Source organism: Streptomyces sp. NPDC006134 (assembly GCF_040628835.1).
Taxonomy (GTDB): domain Bacteria; phylum Actinomycetota; class Actinomycetes; order Streptomycetales; family Streptomycetaceae; genus Streptomyces.
Map to the genome: position 1 here is coordinate 1 of NZ_JBEXTV010000051.1, position 26,503 is coordinate 26,503.

Below are 26,503 nucleotides of genomic sequence, written 5' to 3' on the forward strand. Positions count from 1 at the left end.
GTCCGCGATGATGCGACCGGGACCTTCGAGGGACTACTACCTCAAGAAACGCGCCGAGGGCCTGATCCACACGCAGGCATTGCTCGCACTCGCCCGCCGACGGGTCAACGTGCTGTGGGCGATGCTGCGCGACAAGAGGCTGTTCACCTCCGTCCCGCCGGTCACGCAGGCGGCTTGACACGATCATTGAGATTCTCCTGAGGGGTGCGAGAGGGTGCCGCCTGTGGCGGCGGGGTGGTGCCGCTCGGTCGTGGGGCCCGGTGCTGCGCCCCGCCCGGTCCCGGGGAGGTCACGAGAGGCGGTTGTGGGTGACGGTCGGCCGCGCCGCGGGAGCGGCCCTGGTCCCGCGGCGCCGGTGAGGACCGTGGTTCAGTGGTGGACGGCGGTCCGCTGCTGTTCGGCGGGTACGGAAGCCGTGACGACAGCGCTGGGGACACCGCTGCCGCGCCGCTCCAGGGCGGCTGAGACGACGGCGAGGACCAGGGCGGCCGCGGCCAGGACGGCACCGACCCAGTTGGGGGCGGTGTAACCGAGGCCCGCCGCGATGACCAGGCCGCCGAGCCATGCCGCCAGCGCGTTGCCGAGGTTGAAGGCTCCGATATTCACCGCCGACGCCAGCGTCGGAGCGCCGTGCGCCTGGTCCAGGACGCGCTTCTGCAGCGGCGGCACGGTGGCGAACCCGAGTGCGCCGATCAGCGTGATGGTCACGGCGGCCGCGATCTTGTCGTGTGCGGTGAGCGTGAAGAGCGCGAGGACGAGGGCGAGGGCGCCCAGCGAGACGTAGAGCATGGGCATCAGCGCCCGGTCGGCGAACTTGCCGCCGACGAGGTTGCCGCCGACCATGCCGAGGCCGAAGAGGACCAGCAGCCAGGTGACGGAGCCGTCGGCGAAGCCCGCGGCGTGCGTCATCATCGGCGCGATGTAGGTGATGGCGGCGAAGACCCCGCCGAAGCCGAGGACGGTCATCGCCATGGCGAGCAGTACCTGGACGTTCCTGAACGCGGCCAGCTCGTGCCGCAGGTGCACGCCGTCCTGCTTGGGCAGGTCGGGAACCAGCTTCGCGATGCCGGCCAGGCCGATCACACCGAGGGCGGCGACGAGGGCGAAGGTGACGCGCCAGCCGAGGGACTGCCCGACGAGCGTGCCGAGGGGGACACCGACGACGTTGGCGACGGTCAGCCCGGTGAACATCATCGCGATCGCACCGGCCTTCTTGTCGGGCGCGACCAGGTCCGCGGCGACGACCGAGCCGATGCCGAAGAACGCGCCGTGGGCGAGCGAGGCGACCACACGGCCGATCAGCATGACCCCGAAGACGGGGGCGAGGGCGGAGAGCAGATTGCCGGCGATGAACAGGACCATCAGCAGCATCAGCATCCGCTTGCGCGAGATCTTGGTGCCCAGCACGGTCATCAGCGGAGCGCCGAACATCACGCCGAGCGCGTAGCCGGTCACCAGGAAGCCTGCCGTGGGGATGGAGACCCCGAAGTCACCCGCGACCTCGGGCAGCAAACCCATGATCACGAATTCGGTCGTTCCGATCCCGAAGGCCCCGATCGCGAGGGCCAAGAGCGCGAGAGGCATGGGGGTACACCTTCCCAAACGATTGCAGGAGCGCCTTACATGCGCTCACAATAGTTGCAGACGCTGGATATGGGCAAGCGCAGGCTATTGCGTGCCTGCCCTATCCTGGATTCCAGCCGCTCCGGGACGGAGGAAACGCCAATGACAGCGACAGACCCCGCGCTCACCGCCCTCGCCCAGGGCTGGTGCGCCCTGTCCCTGCTGCACGGGAGGATCGAGGCGCACATCGAACGCGCACTGCAGGCCCGGCACGGCCTGAGTGTGCGGGAGTACTCCCTGCTCGACGTGTTGAGCCGACAGCACGACGGGGACGGGGGCCATCTGCAGATGAAGCAGGTCGCCGACGCGGTCGTCCTGAGCCAGAGCGCCACCACCCGTCTGGTCAGCCGACTGGAAGACCGGGGCCTGCTGGAGCGGTACCTCTGCCCCACCGACCGCCGCGGCATCTACACGAACGTCACCGAAGCGGGCCTCGAACTCCTGGGAGAGGCCCGTCCGACGAACGACGCCGCGCTGCGTGAGGCGCTGGACGAGGCGGCCGAGAACCCGGATCTCGCCCCACTGGTCCGGGCCGTGGAGACGCTGAAGGCACCGGTGCCCGCCTAGGCCGTACCGCCCCGCCCTTCACTGCGTAGAGTGCGGCCATGAGAGATCTTGAAATACGGCCTGCGACCGAGGAGGACGTCCCGGCCATCGTCGCGATGCTCGCCGACGACCCTCTGGGCGCCCAGCGCGAGTCGCCCGATGACCTGGCCCCTTATCTCCCGGCCTTCAAACGCCTCAGCGATGACCCGAACCAGCATCTGATGGTGGCCGTGCGCGAGGAGCGTGTCGTCGGCACGCTCCATCTCACGATCATCCCGGGCCTGTCCCGTCGCGGCGCCCTCCGGTCGCTCATCGAGGCCGTGCGCGTCCACGCCGACGAACGCGGCAACGGCCTGGGGACGCAGCTCATCGAGTGGGCGATCGCCGAATCGCGGCGGCAGAACTGCCAGTTGGTGCAGCTGACCTCCGACAAAAGCCGTACCGACGCGCACCGCTTCTACGAACGGCTCGGCTTCACGGCCTCGCACGTGGGCTTCAAGCTCGCCCTGTGAACGCGGCGAGGGCACCCTGTTCCACGTGAAACCGGGCACCCTCGCCCCTGCGGTCCGCTAGCCGATGCCCCGCCACCCCTCGGGGTCCACTCCGCCCGGCACCGGAGCCGTCTCGTCGTACGGCCGGCGGGTGAACACGAACGATCCCAGGTCGAGATGGCTCAGGCTTCCGTCCGGCCGCCGCACGGCACGCAAGGTCTCTCCGGCGTAGTAGCCCTCCAGCCCGGTCCAGGTGTCCTCGCTGTCACGCCGGAAGCGCGAGCGCCGACCGCTTCCGGACAGCGGCTCCAGCGACACCACCCCGTCGGCCGCCAGCCGGAGCGCGAAGGCATGCGTCCCCCAGTACCACGGGCCTGCCAGTTCCAGAACGGACGTCTCGACATCGGCCATCGGCCGCCACGGCTCGGGAATCCGCGGCTCTGCCTCGGCGACGGTGCGGACCAGATCCGCACCCACCAGGGACAGCAGCGGACCAGAGGTGCAGTTGGCCAGGACCACGGCCGCAACGTCGTCCTCCACGCTGAGCGTGAGGTTGGCCAGGAAGCCCGGCAGCGAGCCGGAATGCCCCACCAGCAGCCGCCCGTCCCGGCTCTGGATCTGCAGGCCCAGCCCATAGGTCACGCCGTCCACGACATCCGCCGCCTCGGCCGGCGCCGCAGGCGTCCGCATCTCCCGCACGGTCCGCGCGCCGAGCACCCGGTCGTCGCCCTTCGCCAGGAAAGCGGCGAACCGCGCCAGGTCACCGGTGGTCGACCACAGCTGGCCGGCCGGCGCCATCCGTCCGAGATCCTCGGTGGGCTCGGGCAGGATGACGTCGGCCCACGGATGCACCGCCCAGCCACCCGCGTGCGGTGCCTGCGGACGTGTGCTCGTACGGTCCAGGCCCAGGGGTTCGAGCACCTCTGCCCTGAGCACCTCCTCCCAGGGAGCACCGCGCAACTTCTCGACCAGCGCGCCCAGCAGCGTGTAACCGGGGTTCGAGTAGTGGAACCTGCGGCCGACCGGGTGCCGGAAGGGCTGTTCGCCCACCACGTCGGCGAGTTCGGGACGCAGGGTGCCGGGGGTCCGTTCCCACCACGGCGCCGGCGACTCGGCGGCAAGGCCACCCGTGTGAGCGAGCAGCTCGGCGATCGTCGCCTCTCCCGCGCCCGTCTCCGGCAGATGCTTCTCCAGTGGGTCACCGAGATCGAGCAAGCCCTCGTCACGCAGCCGCAGCACCAGCACGGCGGTGAAGGTCTTGGTGATCGAGCCGATCCGGTACTGCACGTTCTCGTCCGGGCCGTGCCCGTCCACCGAGGTCCGTGCCCCGTGCCACACCGCCCGCCCGTCCCGTACGACCGCGGCGACCAACGACGGCGCACGCCCTTCGGCCTGGGCGACGGCGATCCGGTGCAGCAGCGCACGGCGGGTTCCGGGAAGCAGCTCTGCGTGAGGTGTTCCGGGAAACAGATCTTCGTGGGATGACGTCATGTCCCTCAGTCCATCCGCCCGCGCGTCCCGCGTCGAGCCGATTTCCCGGGGCATGTGGAGTATCACCGCTCACGACATATCGATCTTGCGTGACCTGGGCGCTCTTGGCTGCCTCACAGCCTTGTCACCCATGATCAGTCTCAAATCCGTGGCATTTCCTCGCAAGGGCGAGGCCGAGATCGGGTGGCTTGCCCGTGTCGGCCGAGCGCACCTCGCTGAGCCCTGCGCGCGAGGACTACCTGCGAGCCCGGATCGCGCACCGATGAGTTTCCCTCGCCGCGCTGGTCTATACGCCGGATGCCCACGGACGGAAGGCTGGGCCATGCGGAAACTGATCTACGGCATGAACCTGTCCCTGGACGGTTACATCGCCGCGGCAGGCGACGACATCGGCTGGAGCGGACCACCGAGCCACGAGCTGTTCCAGTGGTGGCTCGTCCACGAGCAGGCGAGTGGCCTGTCGCTGTACGGGCGCAAGCTGTGGGAGACGATGAGCTCCTACTGGCCGACCGGCGACCAGCAGCCCGACGCCACCCCGGCGGAGATCGAGTTCGCGCGGAACTGGCGGGACACGCCGAAGGTGGTGTTCTCCTCGACGATCGACAGGGTCGACTGGAACACCCGCCTGGTCACCGGCGACGCGATCGCCGAGATCACCCGGCTCAAGGCCGAGGACGGCGCCCCGATGCACATCGGCGGCGCAACGCTCGCCGGGGCGGCCATGCGCGCCGGACTGATCGACGAGTACGTGATCGCCGCCTATCCGGTCCTGGTGGGCGGCGGCACGCCGTTCTTCACCGCGCTGGACAGCTGGGTGAACCTGAACCTGGTGGAGACGCGGACGTTTCCCGGCGGCGTGGTCCTGACCAGGTACGAGACGAGGCGCTGAACAGCTTCCCGCTGCCTCACGGCTTGGATGGGTGTTCCCTCTCACCGTCGCGGCGATCTCCCCACCGCACACCCCCAAGCCCACGAACGATGCCCCGTGACCCCACGGTGTCAGCGGGCTCCCACCAGGGCACCGGCATCAGAGCCCGATCCCCCTGCAAGTGGGCGACTTGACCTGCCGGTCTCAGCTTCGTGTCGGACATGCCGTCGCTTGGCCACCGCTCGTGAGATCCGGCCACGAAATCTGAGACCCTGCAGGGCGGCCGATCAGGTCTGGGCCATGTCCACGAACCGCGAGTAGTGCCCCTGGAAGGCGACTGTGATGGTCGCCGTCGGGCCGTTACGGTGCTTGGCGACGATCAGGTCGGCCTCGCCCGCACGCGGCGACTCCTTCTCGTAGGCGTCCTCGCGGTGCAGCAGGATGACCATGTCGGCGTCCTGCTCGATGGAGCCGGACTCACGCAGGTCGGAGACCATCGGCTTCTTGTCGGTGCGCTGTTCGGGACCACGGTTCAGCTGGGAGAGGGCGATGACCGGGATCTCCAGCTCCTTGGCCAGCAGCTTGAGGTTCCGGGACATGTCCGAGACCTCCTGCTGGCGGCTCTCGGCGCGCTTGGAACCACCCGACTGCATCAGCTGGAGGTAGTCGATCACGACCAGCTTGAGGTCGTTGCGCTGCTTGAGCCGGCGGCACTTGGCACGGATCTCCATCATCGACAGGTTCGGGGAGTCGTCGATGTACAGCGGAGCGGCGGAGACGTCCGGCATCCGGCGGGCCAGGCGCGTCCAGTCGTCGTCCGTCATCGTGCCAGACCGCATGTGGTGCAGGGCGACGCGGGCCTCCGCGGACAGCAGACGCATCGCGATCTCGTTGCGCCCCATCTCCAGCGAGAAGATGACGCTCGGCAGGTTGTGCTTGATCGACGCGGCGCGCGCGAAGTCCAGCGCGAGCGTCGACTTGCCCATGGCGGGACGGGCGGCGATGACGATCATCTGGCCCGGGTGCAGGCCGTTGGTGAGCGAGTCGAAGTCGGTGAAGCCCGTGGGCACACCGGTCATCTCGCCGCTGCGTGAGCCGATCGCCTCGATCTCGTCGAGCGCGCCCTCCATGATGTCGCCGAGCGGCAGGTAGTCCTCGCTCGTGCGCTGCTCGGTGACGGCGTAGACCTCCGCCTGGGCGCGGTTGACGATCTCGTCCACGTCGTCGTCGGCCGCGTATCCCATCTGGGTGATCCGCGTTCCGGCTTCGACCAGGCGGCGCAGGACGGCCCGCTCCTGGACGATCTCCGCGTAGTACGCCGCGTTCGCCGCCGTCGGGACGGTCTGGACGAGCGTGTGCAGATATGCCGCCCCGCCGACCTTGTTGATCTCCCCTCGCTTGGTCAGCTCGGCGGCGATCGTGATGGGGTCGGCCGGCTCGCCCTTGGCGTAGACGTCGAGGATCGCCTGGAAGATCGTCTCGTGGGCCGGCTTGTAGAAGTCACGGCCCTTGAGGATCTCCACGACGTCGGCGATGGCGTCCTTGGACAGGAGCATGCCGCCGAGGACCGACTGCTCGGCCTCCAGATCCTGCGGCGGGACGCGCTCGAACGACGATCCCGTGCCGTCCCACTCCCCGGCGTCCCGGCCGCGGTCGTGCTGCTCGTCACGGCCGCGGGAGCCGTCCACGCGCCGGCGGGAGGCGGGCAGACGATCACTGGGACCGCTGTCGGCCCACGGCTCGTCCAAGGGCTCGGAAATGCTCACCGAGCCACCTCCTCCCGTCCGCGGAGCGGACCTAGCCGTGCCCCTCTTTTCTACGGCACGGCACTGACACATGAGACGCCCGACTCCGGTTTCCGCCCGCCGGTTTTGCCATGGTTTGCAACCCGGTGGACAGAGCAGGCGCCGGACCACCGTAGGGCCCCGGGCAGCGACAGCCAATCTGGTTATCCACAGGCCATGTGGACGACGGGCCCGATGCTGTGGAGAACTCCGCCAAACCTGTGCACGAGCCGGTGGACAGCCCTGTGAACAAGCCCTCGCCGACCTTGAGGAAACCGCTCTGACCTGCGGTTTTTACATCCACTGGCTGTGCAGAAGAAAAACTTCCCCCATCCGCGCAAGATCGCTGCCGACCGTGCACAGAAGCACACACCCAGAGACGAAGAGTAAGGGTCACACAACCTTTGCAACTATTACCTGTGGACGGTTAGATTGGTGCTCATGACACAGGCCCCCGTGCGCTCCCGGACCGTCCGGCGACAACACGACCGAGAGATCGTCGCTCTGGCCGTCCCGGCCTTCGGCGCACTCGTCGCCGAACCACTCTTCGTCATGGCCGACAGCGCGATCGTCGGCCATCTCGGCACGGCCCAGCTCGCCGGGCTCGGCGTCGCCTCGGCCCTCCTGACCACCGCCGTCAGCGTCTTCATCTTCCTCGCCTACGCCACCACGGCGGCCGTCGCCCGCCGGGTCGGCGCGGGGGACCTCCCGTCCGCCATCCGCCAGGGCATGGACGGCATCTGGCTGGCGCTGCTGCTCGGTGCCGCCGTCATCGCCGTCGTCCTGCCCACGGCACCGTTCCTCGTGGACCTCTTCGGCGCCTCCACCACCGCGGCCCCGTACGCCACCACCTATCTGCGGATCTCCGCCCTCGGCATTCCCGCCATGCTGGTGGTGCTGGCCTCGACCGGAGTCCTCCGTGGCCTGCAGGACACCAGGACACCGCTCTACGTCGCCATCGCGGGTTTCCTCGCCAACGCCGCCCTCAACGCCGGGCTCGTCTACGGCGCCGGTCTCGGCATCGCCGGTTCCGCCTGGGGCACCGTCATCGCCCAGTGCGGCATGGCCGCGGCCTACCTCGTGGTGGTCGTCCGCGGAGCCCGTCGGCACGGCGCGTCCCTGCGCCCGGACGCCGCCGGGATCAGGGCCTCGGCACAGGCCGGAGTGCCCCTGCTGGTGCGCACGCTGTCCCTGCGGGCGATCCTGATGATCGCCACGGCCGTCGCGGCCCGGCTCGGTGACGCCGACATCGCCGCCCACCAGATCATCCTGTCCCTGTGGAGCCTGCTCGCCTTCGCACTCGACGCCATCGCCATCGCGGGACAGGCCATCATCGGGCGTTACCTCGGGGCCGGAGACTCCCGGGGAGCCCGCGAGGTCTGCCACCGGATGGTGGAGTGGGGCATCGCGGTCGGCATCGGGCTGGGCCTGCTGGTGGTACTCGCCCGCCCGGCGTTCCTGCCCCTCTTCACCGGTGATGCCGCGGTCAAGGACGCCGCGTTGCCCGCTCTGATCATCGTGGCCGTGTCCCAGCCGATCTGCGGTGTCGTCTTCGTCCTGGACGGTGTTCTGATGGGCGCGGGCGACGGGCCCTACCTCGCCTGGGCCATGCTGATCACCCTGGCGGTCTTCACACCGGTCGCGCTTCTCGTGCCGGTCCTCGGGGGCGGGCTCACCGCCGTCTGGGTGGCCATGACGCTGATGATGACCGTGCGGATGCTGACGCTGTGGCTGCGCACCCGGTCCGGTCGCTGGGTCGTCACCGGCGCGACCCGCTGACCGTTCCACGTGAAACCTCGCGTTCCGGGCGGCGGCTTCCGGCGTCCGGGCTCCTCACCGGTATGACGATGGGGCCGCACCCCCGCGGGGGTGCGGCCCCATCTCACCGCTTCAGCGAGCGCGGCACTCAGGCCGCGACCACCTCGATGTTGACCTTGGCGGCAACCTCGGGGTGCAGACGCACGGACGTCTCGTGGGCGCCCAGGGTCTTGATCGGCGCGGCCACCTCGATGCGGCGCTTGTCGACCTCGGGGCCACCGGCAGCCTTGATCGCCGAGGCGATGTCGGCCTGGGTGACGGAACCGAAGAGACGACCGGCGTCGCCGGCGCGGACGGCCAGGCGGACCTTGACACCCTCGAGCTGGGCCTTCACCTGGTTGGCCTGCTCGATGGTCTGGATCTCGTGGATCTTGCGAGCACGACGGATCTGCTCGACGTCCTTCTCGCCGCCCTTGGTCCAGCGGATCGCGAACTTCCGCGGGATCAGGTAGTTACGGGCGTAACCGTCCTTGACGTCGACGACGTCGCCCGCGGCACCGAGGCCGGTGACCTCGTGGGTGAGGATGATCTTCATGAGTCGGTCACCCTTCCCTTATCGCGCGGTGGACGTGTAGGGCAGCAGCGCCATCTCACGGCTGTTCTTCACGGCCGTGGCGACGTCACGCTGGTGCTGGGTGCAGTTGCCGGTCACGCGGCGGGCACGGATCTTGCCGCGGTCGGAAATGAACTTCCGCAGCATGTTCGTGTCCTTGTAGTCCACGTACGTGACCTTGTCCTTGCAGAAAGCGCAGACCTTCTTCTTCGGCTTGCGCACAGGCGGCTTCGCCATGGTGATTCTCCTGTGTGATCAAGAAGTGTGGGTACGGCCCCCACCTCGGCCCGGCCAGGCCCGAAAGCCCGGCTCCGCGGCCTAGAAGGGGGGCTCGTCCGAGTAGCCACCGCCGGAGCCACCGCCCCAGCCGCCGCCACCGCCGCCGCCCTGGTTGCCACCGGCGGGAGCGCCGGTCGCCCACGGGTCGTCGGCAGGAGCGCCGCCGCCCTGCTGACCGCCGCCGGGGCCACCGCCCCAGCCGCCGCCGCCCTGGCCGCCACCGCCGCCGTAACCACCCTGGCCACCGCGGCCCGTGGTCTTGGTGACCTTGGCCGTGGCGTTGCGCAGGCTGGCGCCGACCTCATCGACGTCCAGCTCGTAGACCGTGCGCTTGACGCCCTCACGGTCCTCGTAGGACCGCTGCTTCAGCCGGCCCTGCACGATGACGCGCATGCCTCGCTGGAGCGACTCGGCGACGTTCTCCGCCGCCTGACGCCAGACCGAGCAGGTCAGGAACAGGCTCTCGCCGTCCTTCCACTCGTTGGTCTGACGGTCGAAGGTGCGGGGAGTGGACGCGATACGGAACTTCGCGACGGCCGCACCGGACGGGGTGAAGCGCAGCTCGGGGTCGTCGACAAGATTGCCGACGACCGTGATGACGGTCTCGCCTGCCATGGGGGAACCTCTCGGCGGGTTTGCTGCTGGCTGCTTGTGCTGCTACTCGGATCCCGGGATCGGCTGAGCGGAAGGCTCAGTGGGTCTCGGGACGGAGGACCTTGGTCCGGAGGACCGACTCGTTCAGGTTCATCTGGCGGTCGAGCTCCTTGACGACCGCAGGCTCGGCCTGCAGGTCGATGACCGAGTAGATGCCCTCGGGCTTCTTCTTGATCTCGTACGCGAGACGACGACGGCCCCAGGTGTCGACCTTCTCGACCTTTCCGCCACCGTCACGGACGACGGAAAGGAAGTTCTCGATCAGCGGGGAGACAGCGCGCTCCTCGAGATCGGGGTCGAGGATGACCATCACCTCGTAGTGACGCATGTGGAACCCACCTCCTTTGGACTCAGCGGCCACGGTCGTTCCGTGGCAGGAGGGTTGCGATGCGTGTGCAACAGTGCCCGTCAGTCAAACAGACGCCACTGACAATCGGGGGCGAGCGGCGGTTGTCCCAGGTCGCCCGGACGGAACCGGGCACCGACCTGACCGCCTGACTGCCTGCCTGGGCAGACACCGGTGCAGACGGTACAGACTACCCGCACACCCGCTTCCGGTTGAAATCCGGCCGCGGAGCCGGTCAATCTGTACACATCGGGTGTGTATGGCGCTACGATGCGCCGCCTTTCGCAGGAGGTGCCCCATGGCACAGGCATTGCGACCCAACACCGCCGGCGGCCTTTTCGCCACGGACGGCAAGCCCCATCCGCGCCAGGACGTGCTCCTCGCGGCGACCCTGGTGCTGGGCATCACGTCCTTCATCACGGCGATGTTCCACCATCTGCACCTGCTCAGCTCGTGGACCGGCCTGATCGGGCTCCTCACCGGTGCCTACGGGCAGTGGATCTCCGAGACCACCCGCGAGCGCTTCGGGCTGATCATCGGTCTCGGGGCCGCGGGCATCGGCTTTTTCCTGGGCATGGCGCACGGCGGTCTCTTCGGCGGGGTCGTCGACTGACGCCACGGACACCACCCGTTCGGAACACCGGGAAACACCCCGGCCGCCAACAGGCCGGGGCTCAGGTGCCCTACGCCCAGCAGGGGCGCCCCCGGGGCGCAGTAGGCTTCGGCGCTAGGGCCTGTCCGGCGGATCAGGTCGGAGGAAGGAAGCGACCCGACCAGCGGAGCCAGACCCGCGTCTCCGGCAGGATCCACCGGACAGGCCCTGAGAGCCGGAGCCCCTGACCACATGGGGACACACCAGCCCGAGGAGCGCCCCGAATGAGCCTGACCCTGAGGACCATCAGTCGAGAGCAGCATCTGGCGTACATCCAGAGCCTGCCGTCGGCGAGCCACATGCAGGTCCCGGCCTGGGCGGACGTGAAGGCGGAATGGCGCTCGGAGAACCTCGGCTGGTTCGACGACAGGACCGGCCAGATGGTCGGTGCCGGGCTGGTCCTCTACCGGCAGCTCCCCAAGATCAAGCGCTACCTCGCCTATCTGCCCGAGGGCCCGGTCATCAACTGGTTCGCGCCCAACCTCCAGGACTGGCTGGAGCCGATGCTGGCGCACCTGAAGCGGCAGGGCGCCTTTTCGGTCAAGATGGGCCCCCCGGTGATCATCCGGCGCTGGGACGCCTCGACCATCAAGAAGGGCATCCAGGACCCGGACGTGAAGCGGCTGCGCGACATGGAGGCCGACTTCATCGAGCCGCGCGCCTTCGAGGTCTCCGACAAGCTGCGCCGCATGGGCTGGCAGCAGGGCGAGGACGGCGGCGCCGGCTTCGGCGACGTACAGCCCCGGTACGTCTTCCAGGTGCCGCTGGCCAACCGGTCCCTGGAAGAGGTCCACAAGAACTTCAACCAGCTGTGGCGCCGCAACATCAAGAAGGCCGAGAAGGCCGGTGTCGAGGTCGTCCAGGGTGGCTACCACGATCTGGAGGAGTGGCAGCGGCTGTACGAGATCACGGCCGTGCGCGACCGGTTCCGGCCCCGCCCGCTGTCGTACTTCCAGCGCATGTGGACGGCCCTCAACAGCGAGGACCCCAACCGCATGCGGCTGTACTTCGCCCGCCACAACGGCGTGAACCTGTCCGCGGCCACGATGCTGATCGTGGGCGGACACGTCTGGTACTCCTACGGCGCCTCCGACAACATCGGCCGCGAGGTCCGGCCCTCGAACGCGATGCAGTGGCGGATGCTGCGCGACGCCTATGCGCTCGGCGCGACCGTCTACGACCTGCGCGGCATCTCCGACTCGCTGGACGAGACCGATCACCTCTTCGGTCTGATCCAGTTCAAGGTGGGCACGGGCGGCCAGGCCGCCGAGTACCTCGGCGAGTGGGACTTCCCGCTGAACAAGCTGCTCCACAAGGCGCTGGACATCTACATGTCGCGCCGCTGAACGGCCGCCGGTCACTTTCGCAGTGCCGTCGGCGGCTTCAATGGTTCCCCCGATTCCCACACCTCTGATACACCGCAGCCACGAGAAAGGTTCCAGGTCCGGCCATGGCGCTCACGCTCTACGTCGACACCGCGCGCTGGCGGGCGCACCACAAGCATGTGCAGGAGCAGTTCCCGGGGCTCGTCCCGGTCTGCAAGGGCAACGGCTACGGCTTCGGGCACGAGCGGCTCGCGGAGGAGGCCACGCGTCTGGGCGCGGACGTCCTCGCCGTCGGCACGACGTACGAGGCCGCGCGGATCAAGGACTGGTTCAGCGGTGACCTGCTCGTGCTGACCCCCTACCGGCGCGGCGAGGAGCCGGTTCCGCTGCCCGACCGGGTGGTGCGCTCGGTGTCGTCCGTCGACGGCGTGTACGGCCTCGTCGGCGCCCGTGTGGTCATCGAGGTGATGTCCTCGATGAAGCGTCACGGCATCAGCGAGCAGGACCTGCCCCAGCTGCACGCCGCCATAGAGAACGTCCGGCTGGAGGGCTTCGCCATCCACCTGCCGCTGGACCGCACCGACGGCTCGGACGCCGTCGAGGAGGTCATCGGCTGGATGGACCGGCTGCGCGCGGCCCGGCTGCCGCTGCACACCATGTTCGTCAGCCACCTCAAGGCCGAGGATCTCGCCCGGCTCCAGCAGCAGTTCCCGCAGACCCGCTTCCGGGCCCGCATCGGCACCCGGCTGTGGCTGGGCGACCACGAGGCCACCGAGTACCGCGGCTCCGTTCTCGACGTCACGCGCGTGGCCAAGGGTGAGCGCTTCGGTTACCGGCAGCAGAAGGCGGCCTCCGACGGCTTCCTGGTGGTCGTGGCGGGCGGTACGTCGCACGGGGTGGGCCTGGAAGCTCCCAAGGCGCTGCACGGCGTCATGCCGCGCGCCAAGGGTGTGGCCCGGGCCGGTCTCGCCACCGTCAACCGGAACCTCTCCCCGTTCGTCTGGGGCGGCAAGCAGCGCTGGTTCGCCGAGCCGCCGCACATGCAGGTCTCGATCCTGTTCGTGCCCGCGGACGCGCCGGAGCCGAAGGTCGGTGACGAGCTGGTGGCCCACCTGCGGCACACCACCACGCAGTTCGACCGCCTCGTCGACCGCTGAGCGCGTGCACAAAAGCACGTAGAGGCGAAGGCAGAAAGCACGAAGGCCGTACCCGGTCTCCCGGGTACGGCCTTCCGCATGACAGGCGCGGGCGCCCGCGCCTCTCGTCGCCGGCTCGGGGAGATCACCGGCTCGGGGAGATCACCGGCTCAGGGAGATCACCGGCTCAGGGAGATCACCGGCTCAGGGAGAACCGTCACCGGTCCGGGCGGCTCCCCACTCGACCTGAGGGTGCTGCGCAGGACTGTCGGCGTGCGCGGCACGCCGTGCGGAACGGGCCGGCGGACCGAGCACGAAGACGTCCGGCGCCCCGTCGAGCACACCGCCCGAAGGGTCGTCGTCACCGGCCCGGCGCACCGGGTCCCGCTCCGGCAGCAGGATGTCGCGCACGACCATGACGCACAGGTACAGCGTGCCCACCAGGTGCAGGCCGATGGCCCAGTGGTAGCCGTCGGTCGGCAGTCCCTTGTGGGCGTCTCCGCTGGTCGTGTAGGCGAGGTAGAGCCAGATACCCAGGAAGTACGCCACCTCGCACGCCTGCCAGACGAGGAAGTCCCGCCACTTCGGCCGGGCCAGCGCGGCCAGCGGCACCAGCCACAGGACGTACTGCGGCGAGTAGACCTTGTTGGTGAGGACGAACGCGGCGACGACCAGGAAGGCGAGCTGGGCGAACCGCGGGCGCCGTGGCGCCGCCAGCGCGAGCGCCGCGATACCGCCGCAGCACAGCACCATCAGGACCAGGGCGAGCGTGTTGACGGTGTCGGTGCTGAGCGGGTCGTCCGAGTTCTGGACGAGGATCAGCCAGAAGGACCCGAAGTCGACGCCTCGTTCCTGGCTGAACGTGTAGAACTTCGACCAGCCCTCGAAGGCGAAGAGCATCACCGGGGCGTTCACCACGAGCCAGGAGGCGGCCGCCCCTCCCACGGCCTTCCCGAACTCCCGCCACCGGCCCGCGCGCCAGCACAGCACGAGCAGGGGGCCGAGCAGCAGGAAGGGGTAGAGCTTGGCCGCCGTGGCCAGCCCGAGCAGGATGCCGGCGGCGAGGGACCGGCCTCGCGCCCACATCAGCATCGCGGTGGCGGTCAGGGCGACGGCCAGCAGGTCCCAGTTGATGGTCGCGGTGAGCGCGAAGGCCGGGGCCAGGGCGACCAGCAGACCGTCCCAGGGGCGCCGGGCGTGGGTGCGGGTCACGCAGACGGCGATGACGGCCGCGCAGACCATCAGCATCCCGGCGTTGGCCATCCAGTACCACTGCGCCTGGTCCTGGAGGCTGCCGCTGCCCGGGGTGAGCCAGGACGCCGCCTCCATGAACACGCCGGTCAGCACCGGATACTCGAGGTACTCCATGTCGCCGGAGAGCTTGTCGAAGTAGGGCACGAGCCCGTCGGCGAAGCCCCGCCCCTGGTAGAGGTGCGGGATGTCCGAGTAGCAGGCGTGCGTGTACTGCGAGCTGGCTCCGAAGAACCAGGCGCCGTTGTAGCAGGGCGCCTTCTGGACCAGGCCGAGGGCGAACATGCCGATCGCCACCAGCGCGATCACCCGCACGGGCGTCCACCAGGACGTTCCCACCAGGGCGCGCCGGCCGAGAGGCCCGCCGATCAGCTCACTGCCGGCCGCGGCGACCTCGTCCTCCTGGGTCGGCCGCACCCTCGGCCGCACCGGGTCCGGCTCGTGCGCGCTCGCTGGCGTCGATTCTGCACTGGGCATGGGGCACATCCTGCCGTACAAGCCTGGGAATACGGCGAGGGCCGCCGCACCCGTGCGGGTGCGGCGGCCCTCGTTTCACGTGGAACATGTGGGTGTTTCACGTGAAACACCCGCACTGGGACGCCGTGCCGCTCCTACTGCTGCCCGTTCGGGCCGCCGAAGAGATTGCCGTGGTCGCCGTTGCCCGGACGGTCGCTCTCCGACTGCGACGGTGAAGCGGTCGGCGGTGTCTGGCCCGGCTCCGGCACCTCGGTCTCCGGGCCGCCGGGCCCGTTGCCGCCGGTGTCCTCGTCCTCGCACCGCCAGTCGAAGACGCCGCAGGTCTCGCTCGGCGAGGGCGAGGCGCTGGTCTCGGTCTCCGTGGGCGTCGGGCTCGCCTTCTCCGTCTCGGTCGGGCTGGGCTCCGGAGTGAAGGAAGGGGTCGGGGCGGGGGCGCCGACGCCGTCGAGGACCTTGCCGATGGGGGCGGCCTCGGGGAAGCCGGGGTCCTCCTCGCCCTGGAGTGCGTCCTTCATGTACTCGGTCCACACCGCCGCCGGGACGTCACCACCGTGGATGGAGTCGTCGCCCGCGGTGCCGTTCATCGACAGCAGCGTGTGGCTCTTGGGGTCCTCGCGGAACATCGCGACCGAGGTCGACAGCTGCTGGGTGTAGCCGACGAACCAGGCGGACTTGTTCTCGTCGGTGGTACCGGTCTTGCCGGCCGCCGCCCGGCCCAGGGCCTTCGCCTTCGTGCCCGTACCGTTCTGGACGACGTTCTCCAGGGTGCTGGTGACGTTGTCCGCGACGTTGGCGGGCATGGCCTGCGTGACCTTCGGCTTGGTGAAGCCGGGCACCTCGACTCCGTCGTGCTTCACGGACGTCACCGAGTACGGGTCCGCCTGCTTGCCGGAGGCCGCGAACGTCGCGTACGCGTCGGCCATGCGGATCGCGCTGGGGGTCGATGTACCGAGCGCGAAGGAGGGGTTGAGGTCGGCGAAGCTGTCCTTCAGGATGCCGGACGCCTGGGCCACGTCGCGCACCTTGTCCATGCCCACGTCCACGCCGAGCTGGACGAACGGCGTGTTCACGGACTGCTCCATCGCCTTGTGCAGGGTGATGTAACCCCAGGGGTGGTCGGTCTCGTTCTCCTGGTAGAAGACCGAGTTGTCCTTGCGCAGGTAGTAGCTGCCGTCCGGCTTCCTGACCTTCAGATGGTCGTCGCCGTTGTACTTGCTGAGCGGCGAGATGCCCTGACCGTCGCTCCTGTACGTGCCGTACTGCATGGCCGCGGCGAGCACGAACGGCTTCCAGGTGGAGCCGACGGGGACGCCGGAGGTGTCCGCGTTGTTGTTGAAGTGGCCCTTCTCGTACCCCGCGCCGCCGTAGAGGGCGACGATCGCGCCGTCGCCCGGCTTCACCGACGCCGCACCGAACTGGACGTGCTGGTCCTGCGGGCGGTCCTCCGGGTCGATCTTCTGCTTCTCGATGTCCTGGACAGCCTTGGCCAGGGCGTTGACCTTGTCCTTCTCGAAGGTCGTGTGGATCTGGTAGCCGCCCTGGTCGAACTGGGCCTCGGTGATGTCCGAGTGGCTGAGGACGTACTTCTTGGCCGTGTCGACCAGATAGCTGATCTGGCCGGTCATGCCGGCGATGGCCTTGCGCCCCTGGGGCTCGGGGTACTTGCTGACGGCCTTCTGGTACTCGGCGTCGGTGAGGTGCTTGTCCTTGTGCATCTCCCCGAGGATCCAGCGCCAGCGCTTCTCGGAGCGCTCGCGGTTGTCCTTCGGCGTCGCGCTGGGGTCGAGGTTCTCGTTGCCCGCGGGGTCGAAGTACGTGGGGCCCTTGAGCAGCGCGGCGAGGAAGGCGGACTCGCTGGCCGTCAGATCGTCCGCGTCCTTGCCGTAGTAGGTCTGGGCGGCGGCCTGGATGCCGTACGCGCCGCGGCCGTAGTACGAGGTGTTCAAGTAGCCCTGGAGGATCACGTTCTTGTCGAGCTTCGTGCCCACCTTGATGGAGATGAACAGCTCCTTGAACTTCCGGGAGATCGTCTGGTCCTGGCTCAGGTAGGTGTTCTTGACGAACTGCTGGGTGATCGTCGATCCGCCCTGCGTCTCGCCGCCGGTGGCCATGTTGAACAGCGCCCGGCCGATACCCATGGGGTCGACGCCCGAGTCCTCGTAGAAGCTCTTGTTCTCGGCCGAGATCACCGCCCACTGCATCGACTTGGGGATCTGGCTGATCGAGACGTTCTGCCGGTTCTGGCCGCTGCCCGTGGCGACCATCTGGGTGCCGTCGGCCCAGTAGTAGACGTTGTTCTGCGACGAAGCCGCCGCGTTCTCCTCGGTGGGAACCTCCACCATCGCGTACCCGATGCCCGCGACGGCCATCAGACCGCCGACGAAGGCCAGGCAGAGGCCGGAGACGAGTTTCCAGGAGGGCGTCCAGCGGCGCCACCCGTCCTTGCCGGAACGCGGGTAGTCGATGAACCGCTTCCGGCCGGACGCCGCCGCGCGCTCGCGGCCCCGCCCGGGACCGCCCGGACCGCCGGGAGCCGCGCGCCTGCCGCCCCGGCCGGGCTCCGCGGCCCTGCGCCGCCCGCCCCCGCTGCGCTGCGCCGCACGGCGGGCCTCGGCGCGGCTGCCGTAGGGGCGCTCCTCACCTCCCGGACCGTACGAATCCGGCCCATAGGAGCCGGACGGCGACCCGGTGGCGCCCCGCGGTGCCGCGCGGCGACCGGATGACGAGCCGGACTGGCCGCGTCGGGCCGCGGCACGTCCGCCTCCCTGCGGCTGCGGCGGTTTGCGACGGTGCTCGCTCATCGAACGACTACTCCTCGGGCAGGCGCACCCTGGCGCGCCTGGAAACGGCGGCTGGTTTCCGGTCCCCCCGACGTACGGACGCAGGAGGCCCCGCATTCACCCGTACTGCACCGGGGACAGGGACGCCCCCGGGCGTCACTCGGTTCCCGGAGGTATGCATGGCGCACAGACTACGCACCGCCGAAACCCCCGAGTCCCGAAGTTCATCTCAAATCAGGCAACTTGCATCCGATGAATCGGTGATGTGATCCCGTTCACCCACCCCCCTCTTGTCGCACCCGGAAGGCCGTTCTATCGTCGTGATGTATCGAGTCGATACATCAGTGCGGCATAAAGGCCGCCGTGAGACCGTCGCGGCACGTCCGCGGGTGAGAGGAGGCGATCGATGAGCCGGCGTTCCGGGATCCTCGAGTTCGCCGTTCTCGGCCTGCTCCGTGAATCTCCGATGCACGGCTATGAGCTGCGCAAACGACTCAATACGTCACTGGGTGTGTTCCGGGCGTTCAGCTACGGGACGCTGTACCCCTGCCTCAAGACGCTGGTCGCGAACGGCTGGTTGATCGAGGAACCGGGGACCACCGCCGAGGCCGCGGCTCCACTCACCGGTCGCCGCGCCAAGATCGTCTACCGGCTGACGGCGGAGGGCAAGGAGCACTTCGAGCAGCTGCTCGCGCAGACGGGCCCCGATGCGTACGAGGACGAGACCTTCGCCGCCCGTTTCGCGTTCTTCGGCCAGACGTCGCGCGACGTACGCATGCGCGTGCTCGAAGGCCGGCGCAGCCGGCTGGAGGAGCGCCTGGAGAAGATGCGCGCGTCCCTGGCCCGCACCCGGGAGCGCCTCGACGACTACACGCTTGAGCTCCAGCGCCATGGGATGGAGTCCGTGGAGCGCGAAGTGCGCTGGCTGAACGAGCTCATCGAGAGCGAGCGGGCCGGGCGGGACCTGAGAGGTTCCGGCTCCGGGGGGACCGCTCAGCAGGACACCACATCTGGAGCGACGGGCGGCCTGCCCCGGTCCGGGGACGAGCCCCGGCCGGATACGCCCGACGACACCGCCACGTGAGCGCCCCGCACGGGCCTCACTCGTACACACAGGGAGCAACCGGAATGGGTTCGGTTCGCGTAGCCATCGTCGGCGTGGGCAACTGCGCCGCATCGCTGGTGCAGGGCGTCGAGTACTACAAGGACGCCGACCCGGCGGCCAAGGTCCCGGGCCTGATGCACGTCCAGTTCGGCGACTACCACGTGCGCGACATCGAGTTCGTCGCCGCCTTCGACGTGGACGCCAAGAAGGTCGGCCTCGACCTCGCGGACGCCATCGGCGCCTCGGAGAACAACACCATCAAGATCTGCGACGTCCCCCGTACCGGCGTGACGGTGCAGCGCGGCCACACCCTCGACGGTCTCGGCAAGTACTACCGCGAGACCATCGAGGAGTCCGCCGAGGAGCCGGTCGACGTCGTCCAGGTCCTCAAGGACCAGCAGGTCGACGTCCTCGTCTGCTACCTGCCGGTGGGTTCCGAGGACGCGGCGAAGTTCTACGCCCAGTGCGCCATCGACGCCAAGGTCGCCTTCGTCAACGCGCTGCCGGTCTTCATCGCCGGCACCAAGGAGTGGGCGGACAAGTTCACCGAGGCGGGCGTGCCGATCGTCGGTGACGACATCAAGTCGCAGGTCGGCGCCACCATCACGCACCGCGTCATGGCGAAGCTGTTCGAGGACCGGGGCGTCATCCTGGACCGCACGATGCAGCTGAACGTCGGCGGCAACATGGACTTCAAGAACATGCTCGAGCGCGACCGCCTCGAGTCGAAGAAGATCTCCAAGACGCAGGCCGTCACCTCCCAGATCCCCGACCGGGACATGGGCGAGAAGAACGTCCACATCGGCCCGTCCGACTACGTCGCCTGGCTCGACGACCGCAAGTGGGCCTACGTCCGCCTCGAGGGCCGCGCCTTCGGTGACGTCCCGCTGAACCTGGAGTACAAGCTCGAGGTCTGGGACTCCCCGAACTCGGCCGGTGTCATCATCGACGCCCTGCGCGCTGCGAAGATCGCCAAGGACCGCGGCATCGGCGGCCCGGTGCTCTCCGCGTCCTCGTACTTCATGAAGTCCCCGCCGGTCCAGTACTTCGACGACGAGGCCCGCGCGAACGTCGAGAAGTTCATCCGCGGCGAGGTCGAGCGCTGATTCCGCCGTCCTCCAGGGCTGTTGAGGGTCCCCGGGTCGCATGACCCGGGGACCTTCCCCGTATGTGAGGCTGTGCCCCATGGCTGTCGTACGCGATCTGCGGGTCCTGCTCCGGTTCCGGGACTTCCGGCGCCTGCTCGCCGTACGCCTGCTCTCCCAGGGCGCCGACGGTGTCTACCAGATCGGGCTCGCCACCTACGTGGTCTTCTCGCCGGAGAAGCAGACCTCGCCGGGCGCGATCGCCTCCGCGATGGCGGTGCTGCTGCTCCCGTACTCCCTGGTGGGCCCGTTCGCCGGGGTCCTGCTCGACCGCTGGCGCCGCCGCCAGGTCTTCCTCCACGGCAATCTGCTGCGCGCCCTGCTGGCGACGGTGACCGCCGCCCTGATGACCGTCTCGGTTCCGGACTGGCTCTTCTACGTCTCCGCCCTGTGCGTCACCGCCGTCAACCGCTTCGTCCTCGCCGGCCTGTCCGCCTCTCTGCCCCGCGTGGTCGACGCCGAGCGGCTGGTGATCGCCAACTCCCTCTCCCCGACGGCCGGGACGCTGGCCGCGACCGCGGGGGGCGGGCTCGCCTTCGTGGTGCGCCTGGTGGCCGCGGACTCCGACTCCGCCGTCGTCCTGCTGGGCGCCCTGCTGTACCTGTGCGGTGCGCTCGCCTCGCTGCGCATGGCCGTGGAGCTGCTGGGTCCCGACCGCGCGGTGGTCCGTCCCCGGCTGGGGGCGGCGCTCGCCGGCACGGCCCGCGACCTGGCGGCGGGGGTACGTCATCTCGCCGCGCCGCCCCGCCGCGAGGCCGCCTGGGCACTGGCCGCGATGACGCTGATGCGGTTCTGCTACGGCGCCCTGCTGGTCATGCTGCTCATGCTGTGCCGGTACGCGCTGACCTCCGGCACCGACGAGGGGCTCGCCCTGCTGGGGCTGGCGCTGGGCGTCTCGGGCGCCGGTTTCTTCGTGGCGGCCGTGATCACGCCCTGGGCGGCGGGGCGGCTCGGTCCCGGCCGCTGGATGGTCGTGTGCGCGACGGTCGCCGCGGTGCTGGAACCCGCCCTCGGCCTGCCGTTCGCGACCGCGCCCCTGCTGGTCGCGGCGTTCGTGCTGGGACTGACGACCCAGGGTTCGAAGATCGCGACGGACACGATCGTGCAGTCCTCGGTCGAGGACGCCTTCCGCGGCCGGATCTTCTCCGTCTACGACGTGCTGTTCAACATCGCCTTCGTCGGCGCCGCCGGGGTCGCCGCGTTGATGCTGCCGCCGGACGGCCGCTCGGTGCCGCTGGTGCTCACGGTCGCCGTGGTCTACGCGGCGATTGCCGGCGCTATGGCCCGCTTTGCACGGCAGTAAGGATCACATCAAGGCCACAGTGCCCTTTCGGGTTACAGCGTTGTCAGTGCGGCCCGGTAGCTTACGTGCGTCTTATGCGACATGTTCGCGTCACGCACTGATGTCTGAGGGAGATCCCCAGTGACCACTCCGCCGCCCCAGGGCAATCCGTTTGCGCAGGGCCAGCAGCCCTACGGTCCGCCCCAGGGCCAGGCCCCGTACCCGCCCCAGGGGCAGAACCCCTACGCCCAGGGGCAGCCGGGATTCCCCCAGCAGGGCACCATGCCCGCCCCGGTCCCGCCGCCCACGCCCAGCAAGCGCGTGAGTAAGACGGTGATCCGCATCCTCGCCTTCGTCGTCATCGCGATAGCCGTCGCCCTCGGCAAGTGGTACCTCGGCCAGAGCGACGCCGAGACCACCGCGGTCGGCAGTTGCATGCACAACGAGGGCACGCAGACGACGCCCGATCTCAAGACGGTGGACTGTTCCTCCAGTGGCGCCCAGTTCAAGGTCGTCGAGAAGTTCGAGGACACCAGCGACAGCAGCAAGTGTGAAACCGTCGCGGAAGCAGAGATCTCGTACTACCAGGTGGGCGAGGGTCACAACGTGGTTCTCTGCCTGAAGGAAGTCTGAGCGCAATAGCGTCCACACGAAGAGGGAGGGGCGGCGTTTCACGTGAAACACCGCCCCTCCCTCTTCGTGTGGGTGAAGCGTGTTTCACGTGAAACACGCCCCCCGGCAGGCCCTCAGCTCTCCTGCGCGGCCCACCACTCCTTGAGCGCCGCCACCGCCTCGTCATGCTCCATCGGCCCGTTCTCCAGGCGGAGCTCCAGCATGTGCTTGTACGCACGGCCGACCGCCGGGCCGGGACGGACGCCGAGGATCTCCATGATCTGGTTGCCGTCGAGGTCAGGACGGATGGAGTCCAGTTCCTCCTGCTCCTGGAGCTTGGCGATGCGCTCTTCCAGGCCGTCGTAGGCCCGCGACAGCGCGGCGGCCTTGCGCTTGTTGCGGGTCGTGCAGTCCGAGCGGGTCAGCTTGTGCAGGCGGTCGAGCAGCGGGCCCGCGTCCCGGACGTAGCGGCGCACCGCCGAGTCCGTCCACTCGCCCGTGCCGTACCCGTGGAAACGCAGGTGCAGCTCGACCAGGCGCGAGACGTCCCTGACCAGTTCGTTGGAGTACTTCAGCGCCGTCATGCGCTTCTTGGTCATCTTCGCCCCGACCACTTCGTGGTGGTGGAACGAGACCCGGCCGTCCTTCTCGAAGCGGCGGGTGCGCGGCTTGCCGATGTCGTGCAGCAGGGCGGCCAGGCGGAGAGTCAGGTCGGGGCCGTCGGTCTCCAGCGCCATCGCCTGTTCCAGGACGATCAGCGTGTGCTCGTAGACGTCCTTGTGCCGGTGGTGCTCGTCGCTCTCCAGGCGCAGCGCCGGCAGCTCGGGCAGGACGTGCTCGGCGAGACCGGTGTCGACCAGGAGCGTCAGGCCCTTGCGCGGGTGCGCGGAGAGGATCAGCTTGTTGAGCTCGTCACGGACCCGCTCGGCCGAGACGATCTCGAGGCGCCCGGCCATCTCCGTCATGGCCGTCACGACCTCGGGAGCCACGTCGAAGTCCAGCTGCGCCGCGAACCGCGCGGCCCGCATCATCCGCAGCGGATCGTCGGAGAAGGACTCCTCCGGGGTGCCCGGCGTCCGCAGCACACGGGCCGCGAGGTCCTGGAGCCCGCCGTGGGGATCGATGAACTCCTTCTCCGGCAGCGCGACGGCCATCGCGTTGACCGTGAAGTCCCGCCGGACGAGATCTTCCTCGATGGAGTCGCCGTACGACACCTCGGGCTTGCGGGAGGTGCGGTCGTACGCCTCCGACCGGTAGGTGGTCACCTCGATCTGGTAGCCGCTCTTCTGCGCCCCGACCGTGCCGAAGGCGATCCCGACCTCCCAGACGGCGTCCGCCCACGGCCGCACGATCTTGAGGACGTCCTGCGGCCGGGCGTCGGTCGTGAAGTCCAGGTCGTTGCCGAGCCGGCCGAGCAGCGCATCCCGGACCGACCCGCCGACCAGGGCGAGGGAGAACCCGGCCTCCTGGAAACGGCGGGCGAGGTCGTCGGCGACCGGCGCGACCCGCAGCAGTTCGCTCACCGCGCGGTGCTGCGCCTGGCTCAGGGCGCGGGGGGTGTCTTCGTTGGCGTTCGGCACAACAGAAGAGGGTACGTGGCCCGAGCAGTGAGGGGCTCCTGCCGGCAGCGCCGACGACCTGGCACCGGCCCCACCCCGGACCTGCGCACGAGCAGGCCCGGCCGCCCCGCGCACACCCGCACGAGGCGCGCTGCCGGGGCCGGGGAAAGCGGCCTGCGCCATACATGCGCATACGGGACACCCGGGGCCGCCGGCGATCTTGTGACGCACTCCGCGGCACTTCCCCTCAGCGCGCATCGTTACCATGCGTGGACGCACATTCCGACGACCACTGACGACGACGAGGGACGGGCGAGCGCGTGGCCGAGGCGGCAGACTTCCAGGGGACCAGTCCCTCACCTGCCCGCCGCCGTCCGCGGCGCACCGTCGCCCTGCTCGCGGGGGCGCCCCTGCTGGCCGCCCTCGTCCAGCTGCCCGCGGCGGGCTCCGCGCACGCCGGGCCACCGGAGTCCGCGCAGGCCGCCTCCGGCGGAGGAAAGGTCGCCGTCGCCATCGACTCGCTCAGCCCCGCGATCCCCACGGACGGGGACACGGTCACCGTGTCGGGCACGGTGACGAACACCGGCAAGCGGACGGTCACCGACGCCGAGGTGGACCTGCACGTGGGCCCCCGGCACGACACGCGCTCCGCGCTCGACACCGTCTCCCGCAACAGCGACGACCTCGAAGGCCCCCTGGGAGCGGAGCCCGGCGACAAGTACACCGAGAAGTTCTCCAAGCTCACCCCCGGGGTGGCCGAGCACTTCAACATCTCGGTTCCGGCCGACGAGCTCGGCCTGGACAAGGACGGCGTGTACGAGTTCGCCGTCTCGCTGACGGGGCGGACGTCCGCGCAGTCCTGGGAGCGGGTCCTCGGCGTCCAGCGGACCTTCCTGCCCTGGCAGCCCGACGAGGCCGGCACCAAGACGAAGACGACGTTTCTGTGGCCGCTCGTCTCGACCGCCCACATGACGGCGGAGACGGACTCGAACGAGCAGCAGACGCCAGTCTTCCGCAACGAGGACCTGGCCGCGGAGATCTCCCCCGGCGGGCGGCTGAACCAGATGGTGGCGCTCGGCAAGGACCTCGACGTCACCTGGGTGATCGACCCGGACCTGCTGGCCTCCGTGGACGCCATGACCCGCAGCTACCAGGTCCACGGGGAGAACGGCACCACCATCGCCGGCAGCCACCAGGCGGTCGCCAAGCAGTGGCTCGCCGAGCTGCAGGACGCGGTGGCGGACAAGGAGGTCGTCGCGCTGCCGTTCGCCGATCCCGACCTGGCCTCTCTCGCCCACAACGGCACGGGCATCGCCGGCTCGCTGAGCCGGCTGAAGGACGCCACGGACGTCGTCACCAGCACGGTGGAGACGATCCTCCACGTGAAACCGGTCACGGACTTCGCCTGGCCGGTGGAGGGCGCGGTCGACCCGTCGATCGTCAAGGTCGCCACCTCCGCGGGCGCCGACAAGGTGATCGCCCGCAGCGACAGCCTGAAGGAGACCGGCGGCCTGTCCTACACGCCCTCCGCGGCCCGGCCCATCGGCGGCGGCACGACGGCGGTCGTCGCGGACGCCCGGCTGTCCACGGCGTTCCACGGTGACCTGACGGACGCCTCCGCGTCCACGCTCGCGGTGCAGCACTTCCTCGCCCAGAGCCTGGCGCTCGGTCTCCAGACCGGCAAGCAGCGCAGCATCGTCGTGGCACCGCAGCGCATGCCGACCGGGAGCCAGGCCCGGGCGATGGCCGAGGCGCTGACGGCCCTGCAGAGCAGCACCTGGTCCGAGACCCAGGACCTGACGGCCGCCGCCGCGGCCAAGCCTGACCCCGACGCCACCACCAAGGTGCCGTCCGCCTCCGCCTACCCGTCCTCGCTGCGCAAGCAGGAACTGCCGCGCTCGGCGTTCGAACAGATGGCGCGCACGCAGGGCAAGCTCGACAAGTTCCGGGTGGTCCTGTCGGACGAGTCCCGGGTGGTGACCCCCTTCGGGCGGTCCATGAACCGCGAGATGTCCACGTCCTGGCGCGGCCGGGCCTCACAGGCGGGCTCCTTCCGCGCCGGCGTGGAGCGGTACCTGGACAGCCTGGCCGGGCAGGTCAGGCTGATCGACAAGTCGGAGACGAAGCTCTCCGGCCGCAGCGCCACGATCCCCGTGACCGTCCAGAACAACCTGGTGCAGGGCGTCGACCGCCTGGTGCTGCGGCTCACCTCGACCAACCCGACCCGCCTCAAGATCAACGGGGCCGACTACCAGGAACAGCCCGTCGCGGTCTCCGGCGGCCACAGCCAGTCGGTGAAGTTCACCACGTCGGCCAACGCGAACGGCCGGGCGACGGTGATCGCCCAGCTGTTCACGGAGGACGGGCAGCCGTACGGCGACCCCGTCACCTTCGACGTGAAGGTCACCGAGATCACGGCCACCGTGATGCTGGTCATCGGCGGTGGCGCCCTGCTGCTCGTCCTCGCCGGTTTCCGCATGTACACCCAGCGCAAGCGGGCCGCCGCCCGCGCGGACGAGGAGGACGGCTCCGGCGTCACGGGCGGTGCCGCGGACGGCCCGGAGAACCCGGAAGACCCCGAAGACCGTCCTCAGAAGTCCGGGGCGGACTCCCGGGCGGAGGCTCCCGAGCAGCCGGGTGACCCTGCACCGGACACCGCAGCGGAAAGCGCCGGCCCGTCCGGCACGGGTGAGAGAGTGGACCGTTGAGGATGTCGTGGCCGGTGG

General features: G+C 69.5%; 22 protein-coding genes and 1 pseudogene. 13 read left to right on the forward strand and 10 right to left on the reverse strand.

Going from position 1 to position 26,503, the window contains the following annotated elements; translation table 11 throughout:
• Window positions 1–178: pseudogene (locus ABZ340_RS27770) on the forward strand (IS110 family transposase); the annotation flags it as partial.
• A gap of 191 nt (window positions 179–369) precedes the next feature.
• On the opposite strand, the gene ABZ340_RS27775 reads toward ABZ340_RS27770, so the two are convergent.
• Window positions 370–1,584, reverse strand: a complete 1,215-nt coding sequence (locus tag ABZ340_RS27775) for an MFS transporter (RefSeq protein ID WP_358784568.1) — start codon at window positions 1,582–1,584, stop codon at window positions 370–372.
• 141 nt (window positions 1,585–1,725) lie between these two features.
• On the opposite strand from ABZ340_RS27775, the gene ABZ340_RS27780 reads away from it, so the two are divergent.
• Together ABZ340_RS27780 and ABZ340_RS27785 are read left to right on the forward strand one after the other, a co-directional pair.
• The gene (locus tag ABZ340_RS27780) at window positions 1,726–2,190 is read left to right on the forward strand and encodes a MarR family transcriptional regulator (RefSeq protein WP_358784569.1); all 465 of its coding nucleotides are present in this window, start codon (window positions 1,726–1,728) and stop codon (window positions 2,188–2,190) included.
• Window positions 2,191–2,228: 38 nt separating this feature from the next.
• A complete protein-coding gene (locus ABZ340_RS27785; protein WP_358784570.1) occupies window positions 2,229–2,681 on the forward strand; it encodes a GNAT family N-acetyltransferase in 453 nt (150 codons plus the stop codon).
• 57 nt (window positions 2,682–2,738) lie between these two features.
• On the opposite strand, the gene ABZ340_RS27790 is transcribed toward ABZ340_RS27785, so the two are convergent.
• Window positions 2,739–4,151 (reverse strand): serine hydrolase domain-containing protein, encoded by a 1,413-nt coding sequence (locus tag ABZ340_RS27790; protein WP_358784571.1) that lies wholly within the window; start codon window positions 4,149–4,151, stop codon window positions 2,739–2,741.
• Between the two features lie 322 nt (window positions 4,152–4,473).
• Here ABZ340_RS27790 and ABZ340_RS27795 point away from each other — a divergent pair, with 322 nt between their 5' ends.
• The gene (locus ABZ340_RS27795) at window positions 4,474–5,040 is read left to right on the forward strand and encodes a dihydrofolate reductase family protein (RefSeq protein ID WP_358784572.1); all 567 of its coding nucleotides are present in this window, start codon (window positions 4,474–4,476) and stop codon (window positions 5,038–5,040) included.
• A gap of 266 nt (window positions 5,041–5,306) precedes the next feature.
• Here ABZ340_RS27795 and dnaB read toward each other — a convergent pair whose 3' ends face one another.
• Entirely contained in the window at window positions 5,307–6,785 is a 1,479-nt protein-coding gene (gene dnaB / locus ABZ340_RS27800) for a replicative DNA helicase (protein WP_358784573.1), read from the reverse strand.
• Between the two features lie 459 nt (window positions 6,786–7,244).
• Here dnaB and ABZ340_RS27805 point away from each other — a divergent pair, with 459 nt between their 5' ends.
• Window positions 7,245–8,582 carry an MATE family efflux transporter gene (locus ABZ340_RS27805; protein WP_358784574.1) on the forward strand — a complete coding sequence of 446 codons (1,338 nt, stop codon included), beginning with the start codon at window positions 7,245–7,247 and terminating at the stop codon, window positions 8,580–8,582.
• A 127-nt stretch (window positions 8,583–8,709) separates the two neighbouring features.
• Here the strand turns inward: ABZ340_RS27805 and rplI are convergent, their stop codons facing one another.
• From rplI to rpsF, 4 genes are all read right to left on the reverse strand, one after another.
• Window positions 8,710–9,156, reverse strand: a complete 447-nt coding sequence (gene rplI / locus ABZ340_RS27810; protein ID WP_358784575.1) for a 50S ribosomal protein L9 — start codon at window positions 9,154–9,156, stop codon at window positions 8,710–8,712.
• 18 nt (window positions 9,157–9,174) lie between these two features.
• Entirely contained in the window at window positions 9,175–9,411 is a 237-nt protein-coding gene (gene rpsR / locus ABZ340_RS27815) for a 30S ribosomal protein S18 (RefSeq protein ID WP_003949403.1), read from the reverse strand.
• Window positions 9,412–9,492: 81 nt separating this feature from the next.
• Window positions 9,493–10,068 carry a single-stranded DNA-binding protein gene (locus ABZ340_RS27820; protein WP_358784576.1) on the reverse strand — a complete coding sequence of 192 codons (576 nt, stop codon included), beginning with the start codon at window positions 10,066–10,068 and terminating at the stop codon, window positions 9,493–9,495.
• A 76-nt stretch (window positions 10,069–10,144) separates the two neighbouring features.
• Complete coding sequence (gene rpsF, locus ABZ340_RS27825; protein WP_014673750.1) at window positions 10,145–10,435, reverse strand: 30S ribosomal protein S6; 291 nt, start codon at window positions 10,433–10,435, stop codon at window positions 10,145–10,147.
• A gap of 316 nt (window positions 10,436–10,751) precedes the next feature.
• On the opposite strand from rpsF, the gene ABZ340_RS27830 reads away from it, so the two are divergent.
• The 3 genes from ABZ340_RS27830 (at window position 10,752) to ABZ340_RS27840 (ending at window position 13,587) form a co-directional block, all read left to right on the forward strand.
• Window positions 10,752–11,066: a hypothetical protein gene (locus ABZ340_RS27830; protein WP_358784577.1), complete on the forward strand. Its 315-nt coding sequence runs from the start codon at window positions 10,752–10,754 to the stop codon at window positions 11,064–11,066.
• A 263-nt stretch (window positions 11,067–11,329) separates the two neighbouring features.
• Window positions 11,330–12,451 carry a peptidoglycan bridge formation glycyltransferase FemX gene (gene femX / locus ABZ340_RS27835; protein WP_358784578.1) on the forward strand — a complete coding sequence of 374 codons (1,122 nt, stop codon included), beginning with the start codon at window positions 11,330–11,332 and terminating at the stop codon, window positions 12,449–12,451.
• Window positions 12,452–12,555: 104 nt separating this feature from the next.
• Window positions 12,556–13,587, forward strand: a complete 1,032-nt coding sequence (locus ABZ340_RS27840) for an alanine racemase (protein WP_358784579.1) — start codon at window positions 12,556–12,558, stop codon at window positions 13,585–13,587.
• 183 nt (window positions 13,588–13,770) lie between these two features.
• On the opposite strand, the gene ABZ340_RS27845 is transcribed toward ABZ340_RS27840, so the two are convergent.
• A complete protein-coding gene (locus ABZ340_RS27845; RefSeq protein ID WP_358784610.1) occupies window positions 13,771–15,303 on the reverse strand; it encodes a glycosyltransferase 87 family protein in 1,533 nt (510 codons plus the stop codon).
• A gap of 125 nt (window positions 15,304–15,428) precedes the next feature.
• Entirely contained in the window at window positions 15,429–18,095 is a 2,667-nt protein-coding gene (locus tag ABZ340_RS27850; RefSeq protein ID WP_358784580.1) for a transglycosylase domain-containing protein, read from the reverse strand.
• 385 nt (window positions 18,096–18,480) lie between these two features.
• Between ABZ340_RS27850 and ABZ340_RS27855 the strand changes: the two genes are divergently transcribed.
• The 4 genes from ABZ340_RS27855 (at window position 18,481) to ABZ340_RS27870 (ending at window position 22,239) form a co-directional block, all read left to right on the forward strand.
• On the forward strand, window positions 18,481–19,158 hold the full coding sequence (locus ABZ340_RS27855; RefSeq protein WP_358784581.1) for a helix-turn-helix transcriptional regulator: 678 nt from the start codon (window positions 18,481–18,483) through the stop codon (window positions 19,156–19,158).
• Window positions 19,159–19,202: 44 nt separating this feature from the next.
• Entirely contained in the window at window positions 19,203–20,285 is a 1,083-nt protein-coding gene (locus tag ABZ340_RS27860; protein WP_358784582.1) for an inositol-3-phosphate synthase, read from the forward strand.
• 79 nt (window positions 20,286–20,364) lie between these two features.
• Window positions 20,365–21,627: an MFS transporter gene (locus ABZ340_RS27865; protein WP_358784583.1), complete on the forward strand. Its 1,263-nt coding sequence runs from the start codon at window positions 20,365–20,367 to the stop codon at window positions 21,625–21,627.
• Between the two features lie 300 nt (window positions 21,628–21,927).
• Window positions 21,928–22,239 (forward strand): hypothetical protein, encoded by a 312-nt coding sequence (locus ABZ340_RS27870; protein WP_358784584.1) that lies wholly within the window; start codon window positions 21,928–21,930, stop codon window positions 22,237–22,239.
• Window positions 22,240–22,352: 113 nt separating this feature from the next.
• Here the strand turns inward: ABZ340_RS27870 and ABZ340_RS27875 are convergent, their stop codons facing one another.
• Window positions 22,353–23,798, reverse strand: a complete 1,446-nt coding sequence (locus ABZ340_RS27875) for a CCA tRNA nucleotidyltransferase (RefSeq protein ID WP_358784585.1) — start codon at window positions 23,796–23,798, stop codon at window positions 22,353–22,355.
• Between the two features lie 299 nt (window positions 23,799–24,097).
• On the opposite strand from ABZ340_RS27875, the gene ABZ340_RS27880 reads away from it, so the two are divergent.
• Window positions 24,098–26,485: a DUF6049 family protein gene (locus ABZ340_RS27880; RefSeq protein WP_358784586.1), complete on the forward strand. Its 2,388-nt coding sequence runs from the start codon at window positions 24,098–24,100 to the stop codon at window positions 26,483–26,485.
• Window positions 26,486–26,503 lie beyond the last annotated feature (18 nt).